Raw genomic sequence first — 16,807 nt, 5'->3', positions numbered from 1 at the left:
CATCACGCTGACCCAAAAGGCCGCGCTTATGCGCGGCCTTTTTTCATGGTGCTTCATCGTGCGAACGCGGCGCTTGGTTTCCAATTGTTACCGGCCGGAACGAAGTCCTGTGCCGTGCGGTCCCTCTGCTTTGAGGCGCGCCGGCCGCAGGCCCAGGACGAGGTTGCAGGCGGCGCACAGGAGGAGTGCTCGTGAACCTGGATGTCGAACTCATTCGCCAGTTTTTGCTGGCCCATGCTGAAACGCTGCTGACCTGGCTGGTGGCCGGGCTGGCAATGCTGCTGCTGGCCCGTTTCGAATTGCGGCGTACCGTGCGTCGCGCCACCAAGGCCATGGCCGAGTCGGTTGCCACCACGGTGGCGGCCTGCGTGCCGGATATCGCGCATGCCGCGCAGCAGGATGCGGCCCCGCAGGACGCCTCGCCGGTCGAGACCCAGCGCGCCGAGGCTTTGCGCCGGGTGGCGCTGGACACCGTGGCCAACGTGATGGCGCGCGAGCGCTGGCTCGAAGACCTGGGCAACCTGCGCCTGCCCGAAGAGGCACTGCTGAGCGGGCGCCGCGGCGCGGGTGCCGACCCGCTGCTGGTGGTGGCCCCGCAGCCGCTGGTACAGGCCTATCTGGCCGCCCAGCGCGTGTTCGAGGACGAGGCGGCCGCCTTGCAGGCACAGCGCCGCGAGGCCCTGGGCCTGCAGGACGGCGTGCAGGCGCTCACGGCCGAGGCTGAGCGCATCGACCAGGAAACCGCAGCCATCGTGCTGCGCTTCGAGCAGGCCAATGCCCAGGCCACGGCAGGCGAGGGCGGCGACTACCAGCGCTTGCTGATCCAGAAGTACAACGCGCTGGGCTTGCGCGAGAAGGAGGTGGCCCAGCAGCGCATGAAGATGCAGCAGGAGGCGCGCGCGATCGCGGAAGCGCTGGCGCTGCGGGCCGGCGAAGGCGCGCGCCGCTATGGCCGCGAACTGCAGCCGCTGATGCAGCAGCTGCGCGCCGCGTGGGGGCATGGCGACTCGCCGGCCGTGCTCGATACCTGGCTGGCTACGCCGGCCGGCAGGCGCGCAGCCGAAACCGGACATGGCCAGCATGCCGCCGCGGCGAGCTGCAGCGCCATCTGAGGCGGCGGCGCAAGGCGATGAGGGCGACGATGACGGATGCGCCCCGTCATGGCCTTGCACGCTTGCCTGCCGGCCCGATTTTTCCTGGTGTGCCTCCGCATCTGGGGTAAGCTCTTAAGATCGCCGCGCGTCGCGCCGCTGCCTGCCGCATCATCCATGTCCTACAAGATTCCCGAATCCGTACTCGTCGTCATCCACACGCCCGACCTGCAAGTGCTGCTGCTGGAGCGGGCCGACCGGCCGGGATTCTGGCAGTCGGTCACCGGCAGCCTGGATGCGCCGGACGAGCCGCTGGCCCTGACCGCTGCGCGTGAGGTGGCCGAGGAGACCGGCATCGTCGCCGGCCAGCATGTGCTGACCGACTGGCATCACACCATCGATTACGAGATCTACCCGCAGTGGCGCCACCGCTATGCGCCCGGTGTCACCCGCAATACCGAGCACTGGTTCGGCCTGTGCGTGGCACAGCCGCTGCAGGTGACACTGGCTCCGCGTGAGCATCTGCAATGGCAGTGGCTGCCATGGGAGCAGGCGGCCGAGCGCTGCTTTTCGCGCAGCAATGCCGAGGCGGTGCGCCAGCTGGCCTGGCGCGTGGCACCCTGTGGGGCCGCATCATGAAGCTTCGCGTTGTTACGTACAACATCCACAAGGGCGTGACGGGCATCGCGCGCCGCCCGCGCATCCAGAACGTTCGCGACGGGCTGCAGGCCATGGACGCGGATATCGTCTTCCTGCAGGAGGTTCAGGATCGCAACGACCGGCTGGTCGCCGCCGCGCTGTTCGATCCCGACTACACCCAGCTCAACTACCTGGCTACCGATGCCTACCCGCACTCGGTGTACGGCCGCAACGCCGTCTACGACCACGGCCACCACGGCAACGCCATCCTGTCGCGGCATCCGATCCTGATGTCGGAGAACCTCGACATTTCCGACCACCGCTTCGAGCAGCGCGGCCTGCTGCATGCGGTGGCGGATGTGAACGGGGTCGAGGCCCACCTGATCTGCGTGCACTTCGGCCTGTTCGCGCGCAGCCGCGCCCGCCAGGCCGAGGCCCTGGTGGAGCGCGTGCGCAAGGTGGTGCCGCGCGAGGCACCGCTGGTCATCGCCGGCGACTTCAATGACTGGAACCACCGGCTCGATGCCAACATCTGCACCGCCCTGGGTGTGCTTGAGGCCTCGCATGCACGCGGCGCGCGCCTGCACACGTTTCCCAGCCACATGCCGTGGTGGCAGCTCGACCGCATCTACGTGCGCGGCTTCCATATCGAGCGTGCGACGGCGCTGACCGGGCGCGACTGGGCCCAGCGTTCCGACCATGTGCCGCTGGTGGCCGAGCTGGAGCGGGTCGGCAGCGCCGCGTCCGCCACGTCTGACTTCGCCGACGCGGCCTGAGTCTCCCGCCTGGTCTCAGGCAGGTCCGCGCCAGACCACCGCGTGTGCGCGGACGAAATCACAGATGGCGTCGATGTCGGCAAGGTCCATGACGGGCAGCGCGGTCTGCGCAGCCACCGCTGCCGGCACATCGCTGGCCACCGCGATCACCCCCTGCGTCTGCGGCCACAGCGGCGGCCGCCCGTGTGCGGGCCGGAAGACCTCCAGCTTGGGCATGCCGCTGCGCTTGTAGCCTTCCACCAGCACCAGGTCGGTATCGGCAGGCAGCACGGCCAGCGCGTCGGCCAGCTCCGGTGAGGGATGGTCCTCCGGATAGCGGCGCAGCAGCGTCAGGTGGCGGGCGCCGACCAGCACCACGTTTTCGCAACCGGCCTCGCGCATGCGCCAGGAGTCCTTGCCCGGCGTATCCGGGTCGAAGCCGTGATGGGTATGCTTCACGCCGGCCACCCGCAGGCCGGCGCCGACCAGGCGCGGGATCAGTTGATCGAGCAGCGAAGTCTTGCCGCTGCCGGACGAGCCGGTGATGCCGAATACCTTCAAGATGGGTTCCCTGGTGGTGGGGCGTTGTCAGATGGCCAGACAATAGCAGATCGAGATCGCCCGCGAGCGGCGCATCGTGCGCGCTGGCCTGCTGCGCTGCTGTGGCCGATAATCACCCCATGTCACGGATAACCAAGCCGGCCGGATTGGACCGGCCGCCGGCCGCAACCCAAGCTATGGCGCCTGCGCGGCAGGAGAGCCGGGCGGCGGCGTTCGCACCCGGCCAGCGCCCGCATCATGCCGGGCCGCTGCGCTCGGAATGGCGGCGCGGCAAGCCCGTGGGCGGCAACCAGGTACAGCTGCTGCGCGGCGGCGGCGAGTACTTTCCCGCGCTGATCGCGGCGATCGACCGCGCGCTGTTCTCGGTGGCGCTGGAGACCTACATCTACGCCGACGATGCGATCGGCGCGGCAGTGACCGATGCGCTGGTCCGCGCGGCGCAGCGCGGCGTGCGCGTGCACGTGGTGGTGGACGGCTTCGGCGCCGGGGGCATGCCACCGGCGCTGACGGCGCGCCTGCGCGAGGCCGGCGTCGACTTCAAGGTCTACCGGCCGCTGCGCGGCTTCCGCCTGGCGCGGCGACACCTGCGGCGCTTGCACCGCAAGCTGGCCGTGATCGACCGCAATTTCGCCTTCGTCGGCGGCATCAACATCATCGACGATCACAACCACGGCCCGCTGGATGGCGCCGCCCTCGGCCCGCGCTATGACTTCGCCGTGTCCTTCGAGGGCCCGCTGGTGGACCAGGTCGCCCTGACCGCCGAGCGGCTCCGGTGGCAGTTGTCGCTGCGTGACGAGATGCTTGCCGTGGGCCTGGCCGGCGCGGCCGCCGGGTTTCCCCTGATCACCGACCTGCCGCCGCCGCAGCGGCACGACACCACGGGCAGCACGCGCGCCGCCCTGCTGCTGCGCGACAACCTGCGCAACCGCCGCGCCATCGAGCGTGCCTACCTGCAGGCACTTGGCAGTGCGCGCCACGACGTGATCCTGGCCAACGCCTACTTCCTGCCCGGCCACAAGTTGCGCCGCGCGCTGCTGGCCTGCCGCCGGCGCGGCGTGCGCGTGCGCCTGCTGCTGCAGGGGAAGGTGGAATACCGCCTGCAGCACTACGCCACCCATGCGCTGTACGCGACCCTGCTCGAGGCGGGCGTGGAGATCCACGAGTACGACGACAGCTTCCTGCATGCCAAGGTCGGCGTGGTCGACGATGCCTGGGCCACGGTGGGCTCCAGCAATATGGACCCGTTCAGCCTGCTGCTTGCGCGCGAGGCCAATGTCGCGGTGTACGATGCCGGCTTCTGCGCCGACCTGCGTGCCGAACTGGAACATGCCATCTCTCAGCGCAGTGTCCAGGTGCGGGCCGATGCGCACGCCAGGCGCTCGCCGTTGCGCCGCCTCGTCAACTGGGCGTCCTACATGGTGTTCCGTCTGGGCGTCGTCATCGCGGGCGTGACCGGACGCTATTGAGCCATGCTGCCCTGCGGCGAGCATTGGCGAGCATCGCCGCGGGATGTTGCGCGCCAAGCGCGCCCGCCATGCTGCGCCGCAGTCCGTTTAGAAACGGAGGTCTAATTAAATGCTTGCTGCCGGGCGCTCCCTTTCACAATAATCTGAACGATCGTTCTTTTTTGGCTTAGACTGCGTGCATTCATGGCTGCCGAAGCAGCCGCCCAGTCAACGTCAAACGCGAGGCAAGCCTGTGCTGCCCTGCAAAAGAACAGAGAAACCAATCATGCGACACCAGTCTGCCCGTCTCGAATCCGCCGCTTCCGCCTCGCCCGCGCCCATGCGCAAGGGCGAGCTGACGCGTGCGGCCATTCTGGACGCCGCGCTGGAGCTGTCGTCCCGCGACGGGCTTGAAGGGCTGACCATCGGCCTGCTCGCGGAACGCATGCAGATGAGCAAGAGCGGCGTGTTCGCGCATTTCGGTTCGCGCGAAGACCTGCAAGTGGAAGTGGTGCGCGAGTACCACCGCCGCTTCGAGCAGGAGGTGTTCTACCCCTCGCTGCAGGAGCCGCGCGGTCTGCCTCGCCTGTGGTCAATGGTGCGCCGGTGGATGGAAAAGCGCATCCAGGAAGTGACCACCGGCTGCATCTACATCAGCGGCGCGGTCGAGTATGACGACCGCGCTGGCAGCCCGGTACGTGACGAGCTCGTCAAGAGCGTCACCATCTGGCGTGCCGCGCTGAAGCGTGCCATCGCCCAGGCCAAGGAAGAGGGGCACCTGCGCGCGGAATGCGATCCGCGCCTGATGCTGTTCGAGATGTACAGCCTTGAACTAGGCTTGCATCATGACGCCCGCTTCCTGCGCCTGCCGGACAGCGCCGAGCTTGCCATGGTCGCGCTGAACAAGCTGATCCAGTCGTACCGTACCTGAGCCGTCGCGGCGTTCCGTGCCACTCATGCGCACGGTCGGGCTGGCGGCATCACAACCTCGAAGGAGTCTTTGATGGGCCAGTACACCGCACCGTTGCGCGACATGCAGTTCGTGCTTCATGAATTGCTCGGCGTGGAAGCCGAACTCAAGGCGATGCCGACGCACGCCGACATCGACGCGGACACCATCAACCAGGTGCTTGAGGAGGCCGGGAAGTTCTGCTCCGAAGTGATCTTCCCGCTCAACCAGAGCGGCGACAGCGAGGGCTGCACCTACGTGGGCGACGGCGTGGTGCGCGCGCCCAAGGGCTTCAAGGAGGCCTACCAGCAGTTCGTGGAGGCCGGCTGGCCGGCGCTGGGCTGCGATCCGCAGTACGGCGGCCAGGGCCTGCCCATCCTGGTCAACAATGCGCTGTACGAGATGCTCAACTCGGCCAACCAGGCCTGGACCATGTATCCCGGCCTGTCGCACGGCGCCTATGAGGCACTGCACGCGCACGGCACGCCCGAGCTGCAGCAGCGCTACCTGCCCAAGCTGGTCTCGGGCGAGTGGACCGGCACCATGTGCCTGACCGAGCCGCACTGCGGCACCGACCTCGGCATCCTGCGCACCAAGGCCGAGCCCGCGGCCGACGGCTCCTACCGCCTGACCGGCACCAAGATCTTCATCTCGGCCGGCGAGCACGACCTGTCCGAGAACATCATCCACCTGGTGCTGGCGCGTCTGCCGGACTCTCCGCAGGGCACCAAGGGCATCTCGCTGTTCGTCGTGCCCAAGTTCATTCCCGATGCCGACGGCAAGCCGGGCGAGCGCAACGGTATCCAGTGCGGCTCGATCGAGCACAAGATGGGCATCCACGGCAACGCCACCTGCGTGATGAACCTGGACGGCGCACAGGGCTGGATGGTGGGCGAGCCCAACAAGGGCCTGAACGCCATGTTCGTGATGATGAACGCGGCGCGCCTGGGCGTGGGCATGCAGGGCCTGGGCCTGACCGAGGTGGCGTATCAGAACTCGCTGGCCTATGCCAAGGATCGCCTGCAGATGCGCGCGCTGACCGGCCCCAAGGCACCGGAAAAGCCCGCCGATCCGATCATCGTGCACCCGGACGTGCGCCGCATGCTGCTGACGCAAAAGGCCTACGCCGAGGGCGGCCGCGCCTTCAGCTACTGGACCGCGCTGCAGATCGACCGTGAGCTGTCGCACCAGGACGAGACCGTGCGCAAGCAGGCCGCCGACCTGGTGGCGCTGCTGACGCCGGTGATCAAGGCCTTCCTGACGGACAACGCCTTCACCGCCACCAACGAGGGCATGCAGGTCTTCGGCGGCCACGGCTACATCTCCGAGTGGGGCATGGAGCAGCACGTGCGCGACGCGCGCATCAACATGATCTACGAAGGTACCAACACCATCCAGGCGCTGGACCTGCTGGGGCGCAAGATCCTGGGCGACATGGGCGCCAAGATGAAGGCCTTCGGCAAGATCGTGCAGGAATTCGTCGAGGCCGAGGGCACCAACGAGGCCATGCAGGAGTTCATCAACCCGCTGGCCGACCTGGGCGACAAGGTGCAGAAGCTGACCATGGAGATCGGCATGAAGGCCATGGGCAACGCCGACGAGGTGGGCGCTGCCGCCGTGCCCTACCTGCGCGTGGTGGGGCACCTGGTGTTCTCCTACTTCTGGGCTCGCATGGCCAAGATCGCGCTGGAAAAAGAAGGCAGCGGCGACAAGTTCTACACGGCCAAGCTGGCCACGGCTCGCTTCTACTTCGCCAAGCTGTTGCCGGAAACGGCAGCCGAGATCCGCAAGGCGCGCGCCGGCTCGGCCACGCTGATGGCGCTGGACGCGGATTTGTTCTGATCCGGCGCGGCTGGAGCGCGGCCTGAAGCCGCGGCCCGCCGCGGGTTTGCTCCCCTCTCCCGCTTGCGGGAGAGGGGCCGGGGGAGAGGGCGGGGGCATGCAAGAGCGTGGCTCCTTGCTAGGCCACCCCTCTCCCCGGCCTTCTCCCCATGAGGGGAGAGGGAGAACACCGGCAGGGCGGCCCTGACAGTGCGGCAGGCGACGCGCCGGCCTCCTACCCCCAACACACCTCAACGCTCATCTCCCAAGGAGCGCGCATGTCCAATTTCATCGTCAAGAAAGTCGCCGTGCTCGGTGCCGGCGTCATGGGCGCGCAGATCGCTGCCCACCTCGTCAACGCCCGCGTGCCTGTCGTGCTGTTCGACCTTCCCGCCAAGGAAGGCCCGAAGAACGGCATCGCCCTGCGCGCCATCGAGAACCTGAAGAAGCTGTCGCCCGCGCCGCTGGGCATCAAGGACGAGGCCGGCCTGATCCGCGCGGCCAACTACGAGGATGACCTCGCCCTGCTCGGCGAATGCGACCTGGTGATCGAGGCGATCGCCGAGCGCATGGACTGGAAGCACGACCTGTACAAGAAGGTGCAGGGCGCGCTGGCCCCGCACGCGATCTTCGCCACCAACACCTCGGGCCTGTCGATCACGGCGCTGTCCGACGGCTTCGACGCCGGCCTGAAGGCGCGCTTCTGCGGCGTGCACTTCTTCAACCCGCCGCGCTACATGCACCTGGTGGAATTGATCCCGACCGCCACCACGCAGCCGGAGATCCTGGACCACCTGGAAGCCTTCCTGGCCACCACGCTGGGCAAGGGCGTGGTGCGGGCCAAGGACACGCCCAACTTCATCGCCAACAGGGTCGGCATCTTCTCCATCCTGGCCGTGTTCGCCGAGGCCGAGAAGTACGGCATTCCCTTCGACGTGGTCGACGACCTGACCGGTTCCAAGCTGGGCCGTGCCAAGTCGGCAACCTTCCGCACCGCCGACGTGGTGGGCCTGGACACCATGGCCCACGTGATCAAGACCATGCAGGACAACCTGCAGGACGATCCGTTCGCGCCGGTGTACCAGACGCCGGCCGTGCTCAAGGGCCTGGTCGACGCCGGCGCGCTCGGCCAGAAGACCGGCGCCGGCTTCTACAAGAAGGAAGGCAAGGCCATCAAGGTGCTGGACGCCAAGACCGGCCAGTACGTCGACTCGGGCAAGAAGGCCGACGAGATCGTCGTGCGCATGCTGAAGAAGGAGCCGGCAGAGCGCATCAAGCTGCTGCGCGAGTCGTCCAACCCGCAGGCGCAGTTCCTGTGGGCCGTGTTCCGCGACGTGTTCCACTACATTGCGGTCTACCTGGAGCAGATCGCCGGTTCCGCCGCCGATGTCGACCTGGCCATCCGCTGGGGCTTCGGCTGGAATTCCGGCCCCTTCGAGGATTGGCAGTCGGCCGGCTGGAAGCAGGTGGCCGAATGGGTGCGCGAGGATGTCGAGGGCGGCAAGGCGCTGTCCAAGGCAGCGCTGCCGGCCTGGGTGTTCGAAGGCCCGGTGGCCGAGGCGCAGGGAGTGCACACCGCCGCCGGCTCCTGGGCACCCGCCACACAGTCCTTCGCCGCGCGCAGCGCGCTGCCGGTGTATCGGCGCCAGCTCTTCCGCGCCGCCCTCAAGGGCACGGACGCGGCCGATCCGCGCAAGGCGGGCCGCACCGTCGAGGAGAACGACGCCGCGCGCATCTGGGTGGCCGAGGGCCAGGACGACGTGCTGGTGATCTCGTTCAAGAGCAAGATGAACACCATCGGGCCGGACGTGATCGATGCGCTCACCCGCGCCGTCGACCTGGCGGAGGCCGAGTACAAGGGCCTGGTGGTGTGGCAGCCGACCTCGCTGCAGCTGGGCGCGCCCGGCGGCCCGTTCTCGGCCGGCGCCAACCTGGAGGCGGCCATGCCGGCCTTCATGATGGGCGGCGCCAAGGGCATCGAGCCCTTCGTCAAGAAGTTCCAGGACGGCATGATGAGAGTCAAGTACGCACAGGTGCCGGTGGTGTCGGCGGCGTCCGGCATTGCGCTGGGCGGTGGCTGCGAACTGATGCTGCACTCGGCGCGTCGCGTGGCGGCGCTCGAGACCTATGTCGGCCTGGTCGAGGTGGGCGTGGGCCTGGTGCCCGCGGGCGGCGGCCTCAAGGAGGCGGCGCTGGCGGCGGCACGCGCGGCGCAGGCCGCCGGCAGCAGCAACATCCTGCAGTTCCTCACCAACCGCTTCCAGGCGGCGGCGATGGCCAAGGTCTCGTCGTCCGCACTCGATGCGCGCATGACCGGCTACCTGCAGGAGTCTGACCCCATCGTCTTCAACGTGCACGAGTTGCTGCACGTGGCGCTGCAGCAGGTGCGCGCGCTGGCCGACGCCGGCTACCGCCCGCCGGTGGCAGGCGCGCTGGTGCCGGTGGCCGGCCGTTCCGGCATCGCCACCATCAAGGCCTCGCTGGTGAATATGCGCGACGGTGGCTTCATCTCGGCGCACGACTTCCTGATCGCCAGCCGGATCGCCGAGGTGGTGTGCGGTGGCGACGTCGAGGCCGGTTCGCTGGTCAGCGAGGAATGGCTGCTGGCGCTGGAGCGCCGCGCCTTCGTCGACCTGCTGGGCACGGCCAAGACGCAGGAACGCATCATGGGCATGCTGCAGACCGGCAAGCCGGTGCGCAACTAACAGGCAAGCGAGGAACCGACATCATGAAACAACTGCAAGACGCTTACATCGTCGCCGCGACCCGCTCGCCGATCGGCAAGGCCCCCAAGGGCGCGTTCAAGAACACCCGTCCGGATGATCTGCTGGCCACGGTGCTGAAGGCCGCGCTGGCCCAGGTGCCCGCTCTCGATCCCAAGCTGATCGAGGACGCCATCGTCGGCTGCGCCATTCCCGAGGCCCAGCAGGGCCTGAACGTGGCGCGCATCGGCGCGCTGCTGTCCGGCCTGCCCAACAGCGTGGGCGGCATCACCGTCAACCGCTTCTGCGCCTCGGGCCTCAGCGCGGTGGCGATGGCGGCCGACCGCATCCGCGTGGGCGAGTCCGACGTGATGATCGCCGCCGGCGTGGAATCGATGAGCATGGTGCCGATGATGGGCAACACGCCGTCGATGTCGCCGGCCATCTTCACGCGCGACGAGAACGTGGGCATCGCCTACGGCATGGGCCTGACCGCCGAGAAGGTGGCGCAGCAGTGGAAGGTCAGCCGCGAGGACCAGGATGCCTTCTCGCTGGCCTCGCACCAGAAGGCCATCCGCGCGCAGCAGGCCGGCGAGTTCGCCGGCGAGATCACGCCGATCGAGGTCAGCGAGCGCTTTCCCGACCTGGCCAGCGGCGAGATCGCAGTCAAGAACCGCACCGTCGCGCTGGACGAAGGCCCGCGCCTCGACACCTCGCTCGAAGGCCTGGCCAAGCTGCGCCCGGTGTTCGCCAACAAGGGCAGCGTCACCGCCGGCAACAGCTCGCAGACCTCGGACGGCGCCGGCGCGCTGATCCTGGTCTCGGAGAAGATCCTCAAGCAGTTCAATCTGGTGCCGCTGGCCCGCTTCGTCTCCTTCGCCGTGCGCGGCGTGCCGCCGGAGATCATGGGCATCGGTCCCAAGGAGGCGATTCCCGCCGCGCTCAAGGCCGCCGGCCTGACGCAGGACCAGATCGACTGGATCGAACTGAACGAGGCCTTCGCCGCGCAGTCGCTGGCAGTGATGCGCGACCTGCAGCTCGACCCCGCCAAGGTCAACCCGATGGGCGGCGCCATCGCGCTGGGCCACCCGCTGGGCGCCACCGGTGCGATCCGCTCCGCCACCGTGGTCCATGCGCTGCGCCGCCATCAATTGAAGTACGGCATGGTGACGATGTGCGTGGGCACCGGCATGGGTGCCGCGGGCATCTTCGAGCGGGTCTGACGCGCCTGAACTCGAGCGCGTTTCAACGCGCCGCCAGGGGCCGGCCCGTCCGGCCCCTTCCTCCATCAGGTGAAGAAAGCAGTGCCGCAGCAAGCCGTACACTGCCGCCCGCAGGGCGGATCACCGGATAGCCAAGGGGGGAGACAAGATGAAGGAGACGGTCATCCTGGCGGACGCCGCCTGTGACATGCCGCGTGCCATGCTCGATGCGCTCGGGGTGGAGACGGTGCCGTTCCGGGTTCGCGCCGGGGAGCGCTTCATCGCCGATACGCGCGATGAGCAGGCGCTGCCCGCGCTCTATGCGCAGTACCTGGTCGGCAAGCAGGACCACTACGCAGAATCGATCCCGCTGCTGGAGCGGGAGCTGGAGGAACACCTGCTGCGCCACGTGGTCACGCGTTGCGACCATGCGATCCTGCTGACCATCGCCGGCAGCCGCAGCAAACTCCACGGCAATGCGAGCGGTGCGGTGGTCGGCACCGCCGCGCGCAGCTTCAAGCTGCGCAAGGACGCCGGGCGCCACGGACTGTTCGAACTGACGGTGGTCGACACCGGCGCGATCGGCCCGGGCCAGGCGCTGATCGTGCGCGAGGCCGCGCGCCTGCTGGCCGGCGGCGCCGGCGCGCAAGAGGTGGTGGACGCCGTGGAGGGCCGGCTGCGCGACGCCGCGCACATGTTCCTGGTGCCGGACGAACTGCTCTACATGTACACGCGTGCGCGTCACAAGGGCGAGCAAAGCATTACCTGGAGCCGCTACATGATGGGCAGCGCCTTCAAGATCCGGCCAGTGATCCGCATGCACCGCGGCCAGACCGAGGCGGTGGCCAAGGCGCGTGGCGCCGAGGACGGTGTGCGCCGCGTGCTCGCCCACGCCGAAGCCTGCATCCGCACCGGCCGCCTGCTCACGCCGGCAGTCGCGTGCAGCTACGCCGGCCCTGTCGAGGCGGTGCGCGCCTGGCCGGCCTTTCGCGCATTGGAGGCCACCGCGCAACAGCACGGTGTAGAACTGATGCTGGCGCCGATGAGCCTGACTGTAGCGCTCAACGTCGGTGCCAAGGCCTTTTGCCTGAGTTATCTTTCCGCAGACCCGCCGCCGCTGGCTTGAGCACGGCGCGCCTCGTTAAAAGACAAGGGACGGCAACCCTCGACAACCCCTACAACCACGACAACAGCAGAGACAAGCATGAGCATCCTTACCCACATCGAGCAGGGCGTCCTCACCATCGCCTTCGATCGCGCCGACAAGAAGAACGCCATCACCGCGGCGATGTACCAGGCCATGGCCGATGCGCTGCGTGCGGCCGAGGCCGACGCCAGCGTGCGCGCCATCCTGATCTGCGGCAAGCCCGAGATCTTCACCGCCGGCAACGACCTGGAGGACTTCGCGCAGCGCCCGCCAGCCAGCGGCGAGGATGCCGCCAAGGCCCCGGTGTTCCAGTTCCTTCATCAGATCAGCCATGCCAGCAAGCCGCTGGTGGCGGCGGTCAGCGGACCGGCGGTTGGCGTGGGCACCACCATGCTGTTGCATTGCGATTTCGTCTACGCGTCGGAGACCGCGAAACTCTCCCTGCCTTTCGTCCAGCTCGGGCTGTGCCCCGAGGCGGCATCCAGCCTGCTGCTGCCGCGCCTGCTGGGTTACCAGCGCGCGGCCGACAAGCTGATGCTGGGCGAAGCCTTCGATGCCGAGGAGGCATACCGTATCGGCCTGGTCACGCGCGTGCTGCCGGTGGCCGAGCTGGAGGCCTTCGCGCGCAAGCAGGCAGCCAGGCTGGCGGCGCTGCCCGCCTCGTCGCTGCGCGAGACCAAGCGCCTGATGAAGGGGGGCGACATCGCCGCGGTCGAGGCCAAGATGGCCGAGGAAGGGGCCGTGTTCCGCCGCATGCTGCAATCGCCGGAAGCCAAGGAGGCCTTCGCAGCCTTCTTCGAGAAGCGCAAGCCGGATTTCTCGCGCTTCGACTGAGTCCGGGCATCGCCAGGCGCGATGCCCCGGGGCATTCGCGGCAAGCCGATGCCGGACCGCGCGGCACTGCAGCCCACTGCAGGGATCGGCCGCCTGTGATAAAAAAGCAGGCGCGCGGCGCAAGCTCTACGCCCGCGCGACCCTGCCCGGCCCGTCCGCGGGGGGCGAAGAGAAAATCACAAGAAGGCGGAAGGGCCGGCACCGGCCGGCTCCCCCGCGACTCTCCAGGAGACAAGATGACGACGGCAGCCAGCCTGCTAGAGCAGGCCTTTACCCCGGTAACCGACATGATCCGCCAGTACGCAGTCGAGCGAGGCGCCCATCCGGCGCTGGTGCTCGACGAGCGCAGCGTCGGCTACGCGGAACTGGATGCGATGACGGACCGCTTCGCCGCCTCGCTGCAGCGCGACGGTTTCGGCCCCGGCGACGCCATCGCGCTGTGCGCGACCGCATCGATCGACTATGCGGTGGCCTTCCTCGGCAGCCTGCGCGCCGGCGTCGCGGTCGCGCCGCTGGCACCGTCGTCCACGCCGGCCGGCCTGCTGGGCATGATCGCCAACGCGCAGGCGCGCCTGTTGTTCCTGGATGCCGACGTGTCCGCCGCGCTGGCGCCGCACGCTGACGAACTGCACAAGCTCGGCACGCGCCGGGTCCGGCTCGATGCCGGCGCCGGCCCGGGCGAAGCGCCGCTGGCCGACTGGCTGGCGGGCGCAGGGGCCCGGCCGCAGCCGGTGGCCATCCAGCCTGAATGGCCGTTCAACATCATCTACTCGTCCGGCACCACGGGCGCGCCCAAGGGCATCGTGCAGTCGCACGGCATGCGCTGGTCCTACGCCAAGCGTGCCGGCGGTGCGGTCTACAGCCCGGACGCGGTGGCGCTGATTTCCACGCCGCTGTACTCGAACACCACACTGGTCAGCTTCTTCCCGGCGCTTACGTTCGGCGGCACCGTGGTACTGATGCCCAAGTTCGATGCCAAGCGCTACCTGGAGCTGGCCCAGAAATACCGTGTCACCCACAGCATGCTGGTGCCGGTGCAATACCAGCGGCTGATGGCGCATCCCGACTTCGACCGCTATGACCTGTCGTCCTTCCAGGCCAAGTTCTGCACCAGCTCGCCCTTCGCCGCCAAGCTCAAGGCCGACGTGCTGCGCCGCTGGCCGGGCCGCCTGACCGAGTACTACGGCATGACCGAGGGCGGCGGCTCGTGCGAGCTGCGCGCCCATGAGTTCCCGGACAAGCTGCACACGGTGGGGCGTCCGGTGGACGGGCATGACATCCGCCTGATCGACGAGCAGGGCCGCCAGGTGGGGCCGGGCGAGGCGGGCGAAGTGGTCGGCCACTCGGCCACGATGATGAACGGCTATCACCGCGAGCCGGGCAAGACCTCGGAGGCCGAATGGTATGACCCCAGCGGCAAGCGCTTTATCCGCACCGGCGACATGGGCCGCTTCGATGCCGACGGTTTCCTGACGCTGCTCGACCGCAAGAAGGACATGATCATCTCGGGTGGCTTCAATGTGTACCCGAGCGATCTGGAAGGCGAACTGCGCGAGCACCCGGACGTCGCCGAGGCCGCGGTCGTCGGCGTGCCGTCCGAAGCCTGGGGTGAGACACCGGTGGGATTCGTGGTGCCGCGCGACGGCGCCACCACGACCGAGGCGGATCTGCTGGCCTGGGTCAATGCGCGTCTGGGCAAGACCCAGCGGCTGGCCGCGCTGCACTTTACCGATTCGCTGCCGCGTAGTGCGATCGGCAAGGTGTTGAAGCGGGAGTTGCGCGAGGGGTACGGGCAGCGCTTGTGATTCTGTTCCGGCAGCCGGTGGCGAGCCGGTAACAAGGCCCGCTGAAATATGGTGTGGGCCTGGGCTGGCTTACCCGGCCCAGGCCATCGCTGCTGACCGCGCCGAGGAATTGTTCCGCAGGAAGCGGTCTTTCCTCGACCTTGTAAGGCCGCGCGTCGCGGCTAGACTCAAGAAGCATGCGCCGCACTTGATCCTCCGTTCGCGGCGGGTGCCCGTCATGCCAGTCCATCGCCGTCTTCCTCGCCTGGCAGGCCTCTTGCTGAACGGCCTGGCCGGGGTGCTGTGTTCCTGGGGGCCGTTTGCTGTGGCGCAGCAGAAGACTGCGCCCGCCTCTGCACCGGCAGTTGCCGTCCCCAAGCCGGCCAACGCAGCCGGGGCCACAACCGTGCGGCAGCTCAAGCTGACCAACAAGCCGTGGAAAGGGGACTTCGACGCGATGCTCGAGCAGCGCACCATCCGCGTGCTGGTGCCGTACAGCCGCACTCTTTACTTCAGCGACAGAGGCCACGAACGCGGTCTGACCGCGGAGATGGTGCGCGATTTGGAGCGGTACCTGAACAAGACCTATGCCAGCCGCCTTGGCAATCGGCCGCTGACCGTCTACATCATCCCCACCACACGTGACCGCCTCCTGTCAGACCTGGAGGCGGGCTTGGGTGACATCGCGGCCGGTAACCTCACGGAAACGGAAGAACGGCTCAAAGTGGTCGACTTTGCCGCGCCGCGACACCAGAAGCCGGTGCGCGAACTGGTGGTGACCGGCCCCACGGCGCCGGCACTGAGCCACCTGAACGATCTCGCCGGCAAGACGGTATATGTGCGGCGCTCCAGCAGCTACTACGAAAGCCTGACCGCACTGAACGACAAGCTGCGCCGTGCCGGCAAGCCACCGATGAAGCTGGCCCTGCTGCCGGATGCGCTGGAGGACGAGGACGCCATGGAGATGGTCAATGCCGGCCTGTTGTCCATCGTGGTGGTAGATGGCTGGAAGGCGGATATGTGGGCGCAGATCCTGCCCAAGCTCAAGGTGCGGCACGACCTGGCGGTGCGCAACGAAGGCTATACCGGGTGGGCGTTCCGCAAGAACAGCCCGCTGCTGCGCAAGGCTCTCGATGATTTCGATGTCAACTACATGAAGAAGCTCGGCATCGCCGAGTACCGGCTCAAGCAGTACATGCACCGGGTCAGGCAGATCAAGAACAACACCAACCAGGCCGAATACCAGCGCTTCGAGCAGACCATCCGCACCTTCGAGAAGTACGGCAAGGACTACAGTTTCGATCCGCTGATGCTGGCTGCGCAGGGCTTCCAGGAATCACGGTTGAACCAGGATGCCCGCAGCCACGTGGGCGCCGTAGGCATCATGCAGATCATGCCGGCTACCGGCAAGCAGCTCAATGTCGGCAATATCCGCATCGCGGAGCACAACATCCATGCCGGCACCAAGTACATGGATCTGTTGATGACGAAATACTTCGCCGACGCGCATTTCTCGGATGCGGACCGGCCGCTCTTCGCCTTCGCCAGCTACAACGCCGGTCCGGGCAATATCGCGAAAATGCGCGCCGAAGCGGCAGAGCGCGGCCTGGATCCCGACAAGTGGTTCAACAATGTGGAGATCGTGGTGGCCGAGGACATCGGCATCGAGACCACCACCTATGTCCGCAATATCTTCAAGTACTACACGGCCTACCGGCTGCTGCAGGAGCGGCACGCTGCGCGGGAGCGGGCGATCAAGGAATTCAAGGCTGGTAATTAGGCCGGGCGTGTGGTGCTCGCCTGTGGAAGCGCAGTTCGCGGTAGTGCACCGCGGGCCAAGGCGATCCGAGTTGGGGCCCGGCCGCTCTTTTCGCCAG

General features: G+C 67.8%; 13 protein-coding genes. 12 read left to right on the top strand and 1 reads right to left on the bottom strand.

Features of this window, described 5'->3' with window-relative positions:
- Positions 1–191: 191 nt before the first annotated feature.
- From AC1Z3O_RS15770 to AC1Z3O_RS15760, 3 genes are all read left to right on the top strand, one after another.
- Positions 192–1,112: a hypothetical protein gene (locus AC1Z3O_RS15770; protein WP_483516638.1), complete on the top strand. Its 921-nt coding sequence runs from the start codon at positions 192–194 to the stop codon at positions 1,110–1,112.
- 156 nt (positions 1,113–1,268) lie between these two features.
- On the top strand, positions 1,269–1,730 hold the full coding sequence (nudB, locus tag AC1Z3O_RS15765) for a dihydroneopterin triphosphate diphosphatase (protein WP_483516637.1): 462 nt from the start codon (positions 1,269–1,271) through the stop codon (positions 1,728–1,730).
- Positions 1,727–2,506, top strand: a complete 780-nt coding sequence (locus tag AC1Z3O_RS15760) for an endonuclease/exonuclease/phosphatase family protein (protein ID WP_483516636.1) — start codon at positions 1,727–1,729, stop codon at positions 2,504–2,506. The genes nudB and AC1Z3O_RS15760 overlap by 4 nt, the downstream gene beginning before the upstream one ends.
- Positions 2,507–2,521: 15 nt before the next feature.
- Here AC1Z3O_RS15760 and mobB read toward each other — a convergent pair whose 3' ends face one another.
- Positions 2,522–3,046: a molybdopterin-guanine dinucleotide biosynthesis protein B gene (gene mobB / locus AC1Z3O_RS15755; RefSeq protein ID WP_483516635.1), complete on the bottom strand. Its 525-nt coding sequence runs from the start codon at positions 3,044–3,046 to the stop codon at positions 2,522–2,524.
- A gap of 119 nt (positions 3,047–3,165) precedes the next feature.
- On the opposite strand from mobB, the gene clsB reads away from it, so the two are divergent.
- The 9 genes from clsB (at position 3,166) to AC1Z3O_RS15710 (ending at position 16,710) form a co-directional block, all read left to right on the top strand.
- Complete coding sequence (gene clsB / locus AC1Z3O_RS15750) at positions 3,166–4,512, top strand: cardiolipin synthase ClsB (RefSeq protein WP_483516634.1); 1,347 nt, start codon at positions 3,166–3,168, stop codon at positions 4,510–4,512.
- Positions 4,513–4,831: 319 nt separating this feature from the next.
- Positions 4,832–5,422 carry a TetR/AcrR family transcriptional regulator gene (locus AC1Z3O_RS15745; protein WP_483517626.1) on the top strand — a complete coding sequence of 197 codons (591 nt, stop codon included), beginning with the start codon at positions 4,832–4,834 and terminating at the stop codon, positions 5,420–5,422.
- Between the two features lie 72 nt (positions 5,423–5,494).
- The gene (locus AC1Z3O_RS15740) at positions 5,495–7,282 is read left to right on the top strand and encodes an acyl-CoA dehydrogenase C-terminal domain-containing protein (protein WP_483516633.1); all 1,788 of its coding nucleotides are present in this window, start codon (positions 5,495–5,497) and stop codon (positions 7,280–7,282) included.
- A gap of 257 nt (positions 7,283–7,539) precedes the next feature.
- Positions 7,540–9,966, top strand: a complete 2,427-nt coding sequence (locus AC1Z3O_RS15735) for a 3-hydroxyacyl-CoA dehydrogenase/enoyl-CoA hydratase family protein (protein WP_483516632.1) — start codon at positions 7,540–7,542, stop codon at positions 9,964–9,966.
- 20 nt (positions 9,967–9,986) lie between these two features.
- Positions 9,987–11,186: an acetyl-CoA C-acyltransferase gene (locus tag AC1Z3O_RS15730; RefSeq protein ID WP_483517625.1), complete on the top strand. Its 1,200-nt coding sequence runs from the start codon at positions 9,987–9,989 to the stop codon at positions 11,184–11,186.
- Between the two features lie 148 nt (positions 11,187–11,334).
- Positions 11,335–12,291, top strand: a complete 957-nt coding sequence (locus tag AC1Z3O_RS15725; RefSeq protein ID WP_483516631.1) for a DegV family protein — start codon at positions 11,335–11,337, stop codon at positions 12,289–12,291.
- Positions 12,292–12,369: 78 nt separating this feature from the next.
- A complete protein-coding gene (locus tag AC1Z3O_RS15720; RefSeq protein ID WP_483516630.1) occupies positions 12,370–13,146 on the top strand; it encodes an enoyl-CoA hydratase in 777 nt (258 codons plus the stop codon).
- Positions 13,147–13,382: 236 nt separating this feature from the next.
- Positions 13,383–14,951 carry a class I adenylate-forming enzyme family protein gene (locus tag AC1Z3O_RS15715; protein WP_483516629.1) on the top strand — a complete coding sequence of 523 codons (1,569 nt, stop codon included), beginning with the start codon at positions 13,383–13,385 and terminating at the stop codon, positions 14,949–14,951.
- Positions 14,952–15,168: 217 nt separating this feature from the next.
- The gene (locus AC1Z3O_RS15710) at positions 15,169–16,710 is read left to right on the top strand and encodes an MltF family protein (RefSeq protein WP_483516628.1); all 1,542 of its coding nucleotides are present in this window, start codon (positions 15,169–15,171) and stop codon (positions 16,708–16,710) included.
- Positions 16,711–16,807 lie beyond the last annotated feature (97 nt).

The sequence above is a fragment of the Cupriavidus sp. 09_S30 genome, from assembly GCF_056930435.1.
The sequence above is the reverse complement of the archived record's forward strand: the minus strand, read 5'-3'. Positions and strand labels throughout refer to the sequence as shown.

Coding starts and splice junctions, on each gene's coding strand:
- nudB (WP_483516637.1), top strand. CDS start 1,269: ATGTCCTACAAGATTCCCGAATCCGTACTCGTCGTCATCCACACGCCC.
- AC1Z3O_RS15760 (WP_483516636.1), top strand. CDS start 1,727: ATGAAGCTTCGCGTTGTTACGTACAACATCCACAAGGGCGTGACGGGC.
- clsB (WP_483516634.1), top strand. CDS start 3,166: ATGTCACGGATAACCAAGCCGGCCGGATTGGACCGGCCGCCGGCCGCA.
- AC1Z3O_RS15745 (WP_483517626.1), top strand. CDS start 4,832: ATGCGCAAGGGCGAGCTGACGCGTGCGGCCATTCTGGACGCCGCGCTG.
- AC1Z3O_RS15740 (WP_483516633.1), top strand. CDS start 5,495: ATGGGCCAGTACACCGCACCGTTGCGCGACATGCAGTTCGTGCTTCAT.
- AC1Z3O_RS15735 (WP_483516632.1), top strand. CDS start 7,540: ATGTCCAATTTCATCGTCAAGAAAGTCGCCGTGCTCGGTGCCGGCGTC.
- AC1Z3O_RS15725 (WP_483516631.1), top strand. CDS start 11,335: ATGAAGGAGACGGTCATCCTGGCGGACGCCGCCTGTGACATGCCGCGT.
- AC1Z3O_RS15720 (WP_483516630.1), top strand. CDS start 12,370: ATGAGCATCCTTACCCACATCGAGCAGGGCGTCCTCACCATCGCCTTC.
- AC1Z3O_RS15715 (WP_483516629.1), top strand. CDS start 13,383: ATGACGACGGCAGCCAGCCTGCTAGAGCAGGCCTTTACCCCGGTAACC.
- AC1Z3O_RS15710 (WP_483516628.1), top strand. CDS start 15,169: ATGCCAGTCCATCGCCGTCTTCCTCGCCTGGCAGGCCTCTTGCTGAAC.